Source organism: Methylopila jiangsuensis (assembly GCF_027922305.1).
Lineage (GTDB): Bacteria > Pseudomonadota > Alphaproteobacteria > Rhizobiales > Methylopilaceae > Methylopila > Methylopila jiangsuensis.
This window is the reverse complement of record NZ_BSFK01000002.1, coordinates 127,030-137,960: the sequence shown is the minus strand read 5'-3', so window position 1 is coordinate 137,960 and position 10,931 is coordinate 127,030. Positions and strand designations below refer to the sequence as shown.

Here is a 10,931-nt window from a genome sequence, read left to right as displayed (position 1 = left end):
CCCGTCCGGAACAGGCGCCCCAAATCGACGCAAAAGCGCCTTCGCCTGATACTCATGTATGTTCATCGACGACTCCCCGTCGTTTCCGAAGGATGCGCGCAGCCCGCGCCGAAACGACCGCGCCGGCAGGCGCGGACGGCGGCCGACGCGGGCGACCGCAGCGAAGACGGTCGCGCCCGCGGCCAGGCCGCCCGGCGCTCCCGATGACGTTCTCGCGCCCGTGAGCCGAGGCCGCGCCGGAGGCGGGCTCGAAGCTCCCAAGCGGGCGCGACCGGCCCATGGTCCGACCCGTTGGCGCGTTTCCCGGCGCGGCCGCAATCCGCTTTTCGGCGAATACGGCCGGCGCGCAGAGCCTCGCGCCGCGATCCATCGGCTGCGTTTCTTGGGCCTCGGCGACGAGGCCGCCCACGCTGCGGCGGTTCGCCGCCTCAGCGCGACCGGCGGGGAGTTGGCATGCCAGAGCCCAGCCGTGTCAAGCGCGCAGGACGCCGCGACCGGGCGAAATCGTTCTTGCGCCGCAACATGTTAGCTGTTGCGGCGCGCAATCTTCGGGACAGGGGCGAGGCGCGGTATCAGGCGATCGCCTGCTCCGAGGGCTCCACCTGCGGCTCGGTCGGAGCCACGTCCGCCTGCACTCGGCCATGGACCAGATCGTGGATGAAGGCGAGCTTGCGGATCACCGCTTCCGACAGCACGAAGGGGTAGGCGTCCGCCGCGCCCATGGAGCGGTTGAGCGCGTTCAGCGCGCCTGCGAGCGCGATCCACGCCTCGACGATGCTCTCGATCGGAGTCGAGGCGGCGTAGGCGTTGAAGTCGATCTCGGCGGTCAGCGCGTCCTCCCGGTCGACGCGGGGGTCCACCTTGAAGCCCCAGGCCCGGCCGGTGTCGAGCGTGTCGGTGATGTGGAGGTAGTGCGCCCAGGTCTCGGCGAAGTCCTCCCACGGATGGGCGGCGGCGTAATGGGAGACGAACTCGTTCTGCCAGCCGGGCTTCGGCCCGTTGGCGTAATGGGTCTGCAGCGCCTCATTGTAGTCCTGGCTGTCGTCGCCGAACACCGCGCGGCACGGCGCCAGCAGGCCCGCGTCCCGCACCAGCCGGTCCCAGTACCAGTGGCCGACCTCGTGGCGGAAATGGCCGAGCAGGGTGCGATAGGGCTCGCCCATGGCGGTGCGGCGCGTTTCGCGCTCGGCGTCGTCCGCCTCGGCGAGCGCGATGGTGATCAGCCCCTCGTCGTGGCCGGTCATCACATGGCCGTCGGCGTTGGGATCCTCGCTCAGGAACTCGAAGCCGAGACCCTCCGGGTTCTCCGCACGGGTGACCAGCGGCAGCTTCAGCCGAATCAGCGAATAGAACAGGCGGCGCTTGGCCACCTCCATGTTGCGCCACAGCTCCACATTGGCGACGTCGGCGGTGTTGGGGACCACGAGGTTGTGGCGGCAGGCGAGGCAGAAGCCGTCCGCACCGTCGGCGGGAACCAGCCAGTTGCAGACGCCGTGCTCATAGTTCGCGCAGTAGCGCCACGGCCGGTCGTCGGCCTTGGCGCCGACGGACGCCCAGCCGCCGTCGGCGGGCTCCAGCGCGAGCATGACGTTGCTTTCCGGCTCGTAGCCGAGCGCGTGGTTGCAGCGCTCGCAGACCACGTTCTCGAAGAACACGACCTGGCTGCAGGACGGGCAGGCGAAGAGCTTCATGACGTTCCCCTCAAGGGCGGCTCGGCGCCCGCTTCATGTCGAACTGGCCCAAGAGCGCGCGAACGGCGGAAAGGTTCCCGGCTTTCCTCCGGCGCCGAGAGAATCAGCGCCTGTCGCCTGCATTTGAGGCGCCGCCTCGCGACGCGGCGCCCTCCCCTTGCTGCGCCGCCGGGGGCGGGTAAGCTGGCGCCGACCGAAACGTCAGGACGCTTTTCGCCGATGTCGATCCTCGCCGCGCTGCACCACGTCACGCATTACCAGTACGACCGGCCCGTGACGCTCGGTCCGCAGATCGTGAGGCTCCGGCCCGCGCCCCACTCCCGCACCAGGGTGCCGTCCTACGCGCTGAAGGTCACGCCCGCGAACCACTTCATCAACTGGCAGCAGGACCCGTTCGGCAACTACCTCGCCCGCTTCGTGTTCCCGGAGCCGGTGACCGAGTTCAAGATCGAGGTCGACCTGCTCGCCGACATGACGGTCTACAACCCGTTCGACTTCTTCGTGGAGGAGAGCGCGCAGAGCTGGCCGTTCGACTATGAGGAATCGCTCAAGGCGGACCTCAAGCCCTATCTGGAGACCGAGCCGCTCGGGCCGAAGCTGGAGGCCTTTCTGGCGGCGATCGACCGCAGCGAGACCCGCACGGTCGACTTCCTGGTCAACTTCAACCGCACGCTGTCGGACACCATCCGCTACCTGATCCGCATGGAGCCCGGCGTGCAGACGCCGGAGGAGACGCTGACGCTGCTGTCCGGCTCCTGCCGCGACACCAGCTGGCTGCTGGTGCAGACGCTGCGCCGCCTCGGCTTCGCCGCCCGCTTCGTCTCGGGCTACCTGATCCAGCTCAAGCCCGATCTGGTCGCCCTCGACGGCCCAGCGGGCACCTCCTACGACTTCACCGACCTGCACGCCTGGACCGAGGTCTACCTGCCCGGCGCGGGCTGGATCGGCCTCGACGCCACGTCCGGCCTGCTCACCGGCGAGAGCCACGTGCCGCTGTCGGCGACGCCGCACTACCGCACCGCCGCGCCCATCAGCGGGGCCGCGAGCTTCGCCGAGGTGGAGTTCGACTTCGACATGTCGGTCACCCGCGTCGCCGAGAGGCCGCGGGTGTCGTTCCCGTTCTCCGAGGAGAGCTGGGCGGCGCTGGACGAGCTCGGCGAAAAGGTGGACGCGGAGCTGAAGGCCCAGGACGTGCGCCTCACCATGGGCGGCGAACCCACGTTCGTGTCCATCGACGACTTCCAGTCGGCCGAATGGAACGCGGAGGCGGTCGGCCCCCAGAAGCGCGGCCTCGCCGACGACCTGATCCGCCGCCTGCGCGACCGCTTCGCCCCCGGCGGCTTCCTGCATTACGGCCAGGGCAAATGGTATCCGGGCGAGAGCCTGCCGCGCTGGACCTTCTCGCTCTACTGGCGGAAGGACGGCAAGCCGATCTGGAACAACGCCGACCTGATCGCGCGGGAGCGGCGAACCGCGCTCGCCAACCTGCCCGGCGCGGAGACGCTGACCCGTGAGATCGCCTCCCGGCTGGGCGTTCCGACCGAGAACGCGCTGCCGGCCTATGAGGATCCGTCCTACTGGCTGGTGCGCGAGGCGCAGCTTCCCGAGAACGTGGACCCCTCGAACCCGAAGCTCGAGGACGCGGAGGAGCGCGCCCGCATCGCGCGGGTGTTCGACCGCGGCCTGAACACGCCCACGGGCTACGTGCTGCCGATCCAGTCCTGGCAGGGGCACAGCGTGCGCTGGGCCTCGGAGCGCTGGTCCACCCGGCGCGGCAAGCTGTTCCTGTCGCCGGGCGACAGCGCGCTCGGCTACCGCCTGCCGCTGGGCGCCCTGCCCTATCTGTCGGCCGGGCAGTTCCCCTATTTCTTCCCGGCCGATCCGGTGCGGGAGCTTGAGCCGCTGCCCGACCCCTCCGAAATCGCGATCGCCCACCGCCAGCGCCGCATCACCACCCCCGACCAGCCCATGTGGCAGGCCCCGGCCACGATGCAGGACGAGATCATCGGCCATGTGCGCACCGCGCTCTCGGTGGAGCCGCGGGACGGCAAGCTCTGCGTCTTCATCCCGCCGATGGAGTCCATCGAGGCCTATCTGGACCTGCTGGGCGCCATCGAGGCCTCCGCAGAGGAGACCGGCCTGCCGGTGCAGATCGAGGGCTACGCCCCGCCGTTCGATCCCCGGGTGAACGTGATCCGGGTGGCGCCCGATCCGGGCGTGATCGAGGTCAACGTCCACCCGGCCGCGTCCTGGCGCGAGGCGGTGGAGATCACGTCCGGCGTCTATGAGGACGCGCGCCAGTCGCGCCTCGGCGCCGACAAGTTCATGATCGACGGCAAGCACACCGGCACCGGCGGCGGCAACCATGTGGTGGTGGGCGGCGCCACGCCGCTCGACAGCCCGTTCCTGCGCCGGCCGGACCTGCTGAAGTCGCTGGTGCTGCACTGGCAGCGCCACCCGTCGCTGAGCTACCTGTTCTCGGGCCTGTTCATCGGCCCCACCAGCCAGGCGCCGCGCATCGACGAGGCCCGCCACGACCAGCTCTACGAGCTGGAGATCGCCATGGCCAACGTGCCGGCGCCGGGCGAGGGCTGGCCGCCCCCGGCCTGGCTGGTGGACCGGCTGTTCCGCAACCTGCTGATCGACGTCACCGGCAACACCCACCGCTCCGAGATCTGCATCGACAAGCTCTATTCGCCGGACGGCCCCACCGGCCGGCTCGGGCTGGTGGAGTTCCGCGGCTTCGAGATGCCGCCGGACCCGCGCATGAGCCTCGCCCAGCAGCTCATGATCCGGGCGCTGATCGCCAAGTTCTGGAAAGAGCCGGCGGAAGGAGGCTTCGCGCGCTGGGGCACGCGGCTGCACGACCGCTTCATGCTGCCGGCCTTCGTCTGGGCCGACTTCCTGGACGTGCTGGCGGACCTCGGGCGCTCGGGCTATCCGGTTCGGGCCGAATGGTTCGAGGCCCAGTGGGAGTTCCGCTTCCCGTTCTGCGGCAAGATCGAGCGCGAGGGCGTCGGGCTGGAGCTGCGTCAGGCGCTGGAGCCGTGGCACGTCATGGGCGAGACCGGCGCCATAGGCGGCACGGTGCGCTTCGTGGACTCCTCCGTCGAGCGGCTGCAGGTGAAGCTGACCAACGCCGATCCGGCCCGCCACGTGGTCACCTGCAACGGCCGGCAGGTTCCTCTGTCGCCCACGGGAATCGGCGGCGAGCAGGTGGCCGGCGTGCGCTTCAAGGCGTGGCAGCCGGCGTCCGGCCTGCACCCGACCATCCCGGTCCATGCGCCGCTGACCTTCGACATCTACGACACATGGTCGCGGCGCTCCATCGGCGGCTGCGTCTACCACGTGGCGCATCCCGGCGGGCGGAACTACGACACGTTCCCGGTCAACGCCTACGAGGCCGAGGCCCGGAGACTGGCGCGGTTCGAGGACATCGGCCACACCGCCGGCTTCTATGTCCCCACCATCGAGACGCCGGACCCGAGCTTCCCGCACACGCTCGACCTGCGCCGTCCCGCCGGCCTGCGCTGACGCGCCTTACGGCCACGCCCCCGTCGACCGCGGGCGGGCGTGGCCGTTCGGCAATCGCCAAGCCCTGCGCGCTGCGTCATGATGCGGCCCCGACTGGAGCCTGCCGCCCGTGCCTGACACCGAAACCCTCGCGGCCCCGCCGCCGCCGGACGTCGCCGCCGTGCGCGCGCTGCTGAAGGGCTACGCCCCGCCGACGGGCATCTATGACGAGATGCGCGGGCCGGACGGGCGCATCCGGCCGCATTACCGCGAGATGATCGCCGCGCTGTCGCGCATGAGCGAGGAGGAGCGTGGCCGCCGCTTCGGAAGCGCCGAGCAGTATCTGCGCGAGGCCGGGGTGTTCTACCGGGTCTATGGCGGCGCGGAGGACAGCGCGCCGTCGCGGGTGTGGCCGCTCGCCCATCCGCCGCTGATTCTCGACCGCGCCGAGTGGTCGGAGCTGGAGGCGGGGCTGATCCAGCGGGCGCATTTCCTCGAGCGCCTGCTGGGGGACCTCTACGGCGAGCGCCGTATGGTGCGCGACGGCGTGCTGCCCTCCCCCATCCTCGGCCGCAACCCGGAGTTCCTGCGCCCGCTCGCCGATCAGGGCCTGTCGGGCCAGCCGCTGATCCGCTTCATCGCGGTGGATCTCGGCCGCGGGCCGGACGGGCGCTGGTGGGTGCTGGGCGACCGGACGCAGGCGCCGTCCGGCGCGGGCTTCGCGCTGGAAAACCGGGTCGCCAACACCCGCGCCTTCCCCGACCTGATCCGCAAGCTGAAGGTCGAGCGGCTGGCGGCCTTCTTCAAGGGCTTCCGCAAGGCGCTCTACGCCCTCGACGACGGGCGCGGCCTCAGGGTGGCGCTGCTGACGCCCGGCCCCCACAACGAGACCTATTTCGAGCACGCCTATCTGGCGCGCTATCTCGGCTTCCTGCTGCTGGAGGGCGGCGATCTGGCGGCCCACGGCCCTTCGGTCGCGGTGCGCACCGTGGACGGCGCCAAGCCGATCCGGGTGCTGTGGCGCCGTCTCGACGGCGATTTCGCCGATCCGCTGGAGCTCTATCCCCGGTCGCGCATCGGCTCGCCGGGACTGGTGCGCGCCATCCGCGAGGGCGCGGTGGAGATGGTGAACGCGCTCGGCTCCGGCATTCTGGAGACCCGCGCCCTGCTCGCATTCCAGCCGGCGCTCGCCCGCGCGCTGCTGGGCGAGGACCTGAAGCTGCCCACCGTCGCCACCTGGTGGTGCGGGCAGGAGGCGGAGCGCGCCTTCGTCTCCGAGAACCGCGACCGGCTCTCGCTCGCCGACGCCTTCCCCATTCCCTCCGGCGCCGCCACGGCGCGGCGCAAGCCGCTCGATCTCGGCATCGTGCGCTCGGCGTCCGAACGGCTGATCGACGCGCTCGACCACGACGGCGGCGTCGACGTGGTGGGGCAGGAGATCGTGGCGCTGTCCACCGCTCCGATGTTCGTCGACGGGCGGCTGCAGCCCCGGCCGGTGACCATGCGCGTGTTCCTGTCCCGGGACGCGGACGGCTGGCGCGTCATGCCGGGCGCCTTCGCGCGTGTCTCCAGCTCTCCGGACGCGCGCGCCATCTCCATGCAGGCGGGCGGCCATTCGGTGGACGTGTGGATCCTGTCCGACACCGAGGACGACAAGCCGGTGTCGCTGCTGTCGGAGCGGCCGGCGCAGTTCGCCCGCCGGCTGCCGAGCGCGCCGCCGTCCCGCGCCGCGGACAACCTGTTCTGGCTCGGCCGCTACGTGGAGCGGGCCGAGGCCGCCACCCGGCTCGCGCGCATCTACGCCGGCCGGCTGTCCGAGGTCGACGCCGAGGGCGCGATCGAGGCCTGTCTGCTGAAGACTCTGGTCGAGATCGGCATGGACGAGAAGGCCGCGCATCCCGCCGTCGGCCTGCTCGATTTCGCGGCCCAGGCCTTCGCCACCGCCTCCCGCATCCGCGACCGCTTCTCCCCCGACGGCTGGCGGGTGCTGGGCGAGATCGTGGACCTGATCGAGAGCCACAAGCCCGGCGACGACCCGCGCGCGCTGGCGGACCTGGCGAGCGGCGTGCTGACGCGGCTCGCGGGCTTTTCGGGTCTCGTGAACGAGAACATGTACCAGTTCACCGGCTGGCGCTTCCTGCAGTGCGGCCGCCGGGTGGAGCGCGGCCAGACCACCGCGGTGGTGGCCGCGGCGCTGACCAAGCCGAACCTGACCGAAGGCGGGCTCGAGGCGCTGCTGGAGTACACCGACAGCCGCGTCACCTACCGCCGCCGCTACTCCGTGGACCTGTCCCGCTCCACGGTGGTCGACCTCGCGGTGCTCGACCCGCTCAACCCGCGCTCGGTGGCCTATCAGGCCAACGCCTTCGACGCGCTGCTGCGGGAACTGCCGGGCCTGCGCCACGGCGAGACGCTGGACGAGGTGGCGCGCCGCTCCGCCCGGCTGAGGGTGCGGCTCGCCACCGGCGACCCGGAGGAGGCGACGATTCCGTTCCTGACCCGCATCGCCGGCGACTTCGGCGACATCTCCAACCTGATGTCGGAGCGCTATTTCAGCTTCGGCCCGCAGCTCGGCGTCGAGCGGCTGGAGGCGGAATGATCTACGACATCACGCTCAAGATCGCCTACGACTACCCGGATCAGGTCAAGGACGCCCGCCACATCCTGCGGGTGCGGCCGTCGTCGGAGCCGAGCCAGACCATCTGGGGCGCGGAGATCGACATCTCGCCCCGGCCCGACGAGCGGGTGCTGGACCTGGACTTCTTCGGCAACACGCTGGACCACGTGCTGCTGTTCCAGCCGCATCAGGCGCTCAAGATCACCATGCGCTCGCGGGTGGAGATCCACCGCGCCACGCCCAACCTCGAAGCGACGCCGACGGTGGCGGAGATCGCGCGCGCCGCTTTCGCCTCCCGCGACGTCTCGGGCCGGGGGCCGATGCACTATCTCGGCGACAGCCGCATCGCCCACGCCTCCGAGGCCATGACCGCCTACGCCGCCAAGCATGTGGCCATGGACGCGCCGATCGGCGTCGCCATGCTGGAGTTCGCCCGGACCATCACAAAGGACTTCGCCTACAAGCCCGGCGCCACCACGGTGAACACGCCGGTGGAGGAGGCTTTCGCCGCCCGCAAGGGCGTGTGCCAGGACTTCGCCCACATCATGATCTCGGCGCTGCGGGGCATCGGCGTGCCCGCGGCCTATGTGAGCGGCTTCCTGCGCACCATCCCGCCGCCCGGCAAGCCCCGGCTCGAAGGCGCCGACGCCATGCACGCCTGGGTCAAGGTCTGGCTCGGCGAGGAGCTGGGCTGGCGCGGCTTCGACCCCACCAACGCCATGGCGACCCGCGACGACCACATCGTGGTCGCGGTGGGGCGCGACTATTCCGACGTGGCGCCGATCGACGGCGTGCTCATCACCGCCGGTCCCCAGAAGACCCGCCACACGGTGGACGTGATCCCGCTCGGCGAGCCGCAGCCGATCCCTGCGCCGAAGACGGACGAGGACGAGGACGCGGAGACCGAATCGGCGGACGAGGCCGCGGTCGAAGCCGAATCGGACACCGAAGCGCCCGCCGAGGTTCAGGCGCCGCCCACGGCGCCCGGCCTGCCCGCCGCCAAGGCGTAGTTCACCGACACGTCGCCGCTGGTCCGCCAGCGATCCTTCAGCGGGTCGTAGCGGATGCCCTTGGGCGCCTCGGGCTCCAGCCCCGCGGCCCGCGCCGCGGCCGCAAGCTCGGCCGGCGTGACGAACCGGTCGTAGTCGTGGGTGCCGCGCGGCAGCCAGCGCAGCACATATTCCGCGCCCACGATCACCAGCGCATGGGCGAGCCAGGTGCGGTTGATGGTGGACAGCAGAACCAGCCCGCCCGGCCGGACGAGGCCGGAGAGCGTGGCGATGAAGCCGGGCGCGTCGTTGACGTGCTCCACCACCTCGGAGGCCACCACCACGTCGAAGCTCGCGCCTTCGGCCAGAAGCTGCTCGGCCGCGGCGACGCGGTAGGCGATGTCGAGGCCGGCGTCCTCCGCATGGACCCGCGCCACCGGAATGAGGTCGGCGGCCGGGTCGATCCCCGTCACCTCGGCCCCCAGTCGCGCCAGCGGCTCCGCCAGCACGCCGGCGCCGCAGCCCACGTCGAGCAGGGTCAGCCCGGCGAGCGGGCGCATGGCGCTGGGGTCGCGGCCGAACCGCGCGGCCGCGGCGTCGCGGAAGATGGCGACCCGGGCGGGGTTGAAGCGGTGCAGCGGCTTCATGGGCCCGTCCGGGTCCCACCAGCGGTCGGCCAGGGCGTCGAAACGGGCGACCTCGTCGCGGTCGAGGCTGGCGGCGTTCGGCGTCGTCATCGAAACATCGTCTCCGGCGTTGTGTCGGGAGAGGTCGGCGGCTATCTATACGCGCCTTTTTCGCCGATGGGCCTTCCGCTCCGTCGCCCCCGCCCGTTTTCCGAGACCGATCCGTTCGATGCCCCGCATAGTGATGAAGTTCGGCGGCACGTCCGTCGCGAACGTGGAACGCATCCGCAATGTGGGCGCCCACGTGAAACGCGAGATCGACGCGGGCAACGAGGTCGCGGTGGTGGTCTCGGCCATGGCCGGCGCCACCAACCAGCTCGTGGCCTGGACCCGGGAAGCCGGCGCCATCCACGACGCCCGCGAGTACGACGCCATCGTCGCCTCGGGCGAACAGGTGACCTCCGGCCTGCTCGCCATCGTGCTGCAGGGCATGGGCGTGCCGTCGCGCTCGTTCCAGGGCTGGCAGATCCCGCTGCGCACCGACGAGACCCACGGCTCGGCCCGGATCGAATCGATCGAGGGCGGGTCGCTGACCGCGCTGATGAGCGAAGGTCTGGTTCCGGTGATCGCGGGCTTCCAGGGCGTGGCACCCGACGGCCGCATCGCGACCCTTGGCCGCGGCGGCTCCGACACCAGCGCGGTGGCGGTGGCGGCGGCCATCGGCGCCGACCGCTGCGACATCTACACCGACGTGGACGGGGTCTACACCACCGATCCGCGCATCGTGCCGAAGGCCCAGCGCATGGAGCGCATCGCCTTCGAGGAAATGCTCGAGATGGCCTCGCTCGGGGCCAAGGTTCTTCAGGTGCGCTCGGTCGAAATGGCCATGGTGCACAAGGTCCGGCTGTTCGTGCGCTCGAGCTTCGACGCGCCGGACGCGCCGCAGGTGGGCCCCAACGGCCTGCCGCCCGGAACGCTCATCTGCGACGAGGACGAGATCGTGGAAAAACAAGTCGTCACCGGCATCGCCTACTCCAAGGACGAGGCCCAGATCACGCTCCGGCGCGTGAAGGACAAGCCGGGCGTGGCCGCGGCCGTGTTCGGCCCGCTGGCGGACGCGGCGATCAACGTCGACATGATCGTCCAGACCGTCTCCGACGACGGCAGCACCACCGACATCACCTTCACCCTGCCGAGCGGCGATCTGGCCAAGGCGTCGCAGATCCTCGAATCCCGCAAGGGCGCCGGCCTCGACTTCGAGGCGCTGAGCTCCACCGACGACGTCTGCAAGGTGTCGGTGGTGGGCATCGGCATGCGCAGCCACGCCGGCGTGGCGGCCAAGGCCTTCGAGGCTCTGGCGCAGAAGGGCGTCAACATCCGCGCCATCACCACCTCCGAGATCAAGATTTCGGTGCTGATCGACGCGGCCTACGCCGAGCTTGCCGTGCGAACGCTGCATTCGCTATACGGGCTCGACAAGGCCTGAACGCGGCGG

6 protein-coding genes are annotated in these 10,931 nt (G+C 70.9%); 4 read left to right on the top strand and 2 right to left on the bottom strand.

From position 1 onward, the window contains the following. Positions 1-572 precede the first annotated feature (572 nt). Entirely contained in the window at positions 573-1,691 is a 1,119-nt protein-coding gene (locus PKE85_RS00600; RefSeq protein ID WP_271202849.1) for a zinc-binding metallopeptidase family protein, read from the bottom strand. A gap of 219 nt (positions 1,692-1,910) precedes the next feature. On the opposite strand from PKE85_RS00600, the gene PKE85_RS00595 reads away from it, so the two are divergent. From PKE85_RS00595 to PKE85_RS00585, 3 genes are all read left to right on the top strand, one after another. Next, positions 1,911-5,225, top strand: a complete 3,315-nt coding sequence (locus tag PKE85_RS00595) for a transglutaminase family protein (RefSeq protein WP_271202848.1) — start codon at positions 1,911-1,913, stop codon at positions 5,223-5,225. Positions 5,226-5,334: 109 nt separating this feature from the next. After that, the gene (locus PKE85_RS00590; RefSeq protein WP_271202847.1) at positions 5,335-7,803 is read left to right on the top strand and encodes a circularly permuted type 2 ATP-grasp protein; all 2,469 of its coding nucleotides are present in this window, start codon (positions 5,335-5,337) and stop codon (positions 7,801-7,803) included. Continuing rightward, on the top strand, positions 7,800-8,831 hold the full coding sequence (locus PKE85_RS00585; protein WP_271202846.1) for a transglutaminase family protein: 1,032 nt from the start codon (positions 7,800-7,802) through the stop codon (positions 8,829-8,831). The genes PKE85_RS00590 and PKE85_RS00585 overlap by 4 nt, the downstream gene beginning before the upstream one ends. Here the strand turns inward: PKE85_RS00585 and ubiG are convergent. After that, positions 8,786-9,547 carry a bifunctional 2-polyprenyl-6-hydroxyphenol methylase/3-demethylubiquinol 3-O-methyltransferase UbiG gene (gene ubiG / locus PKE85_RS00580; protein WP_271202845.1) on the bottom strand — a complete coding sequence of 254 codons (762 nt, stop codon included), beginning with the start codon at positions 9,545-9,547 and terminating at the stop codon, positions 8,786-8,788. The genes PKE85_RS00585 and ubiG overlap by 46 nt on opposite strands. 118 nt (positions 9,548-9,665) lie before the next feature. Between ubiG and PKE85_RS00575 the strand changes: the two genes are divergently transcribed. Further along, positions 9,666-10,922: an aspartate kinase gene (locus PKE85_RS00575; protein WP_271202844.1), complete on the top strand. Its 1,257-nt coding sequence runs from the start codon at positions 9,666-9,668 to the stop codon at positions 10,920-10,922. Positions 10,923-10,931: the final 9 nt, after the last annotated feature.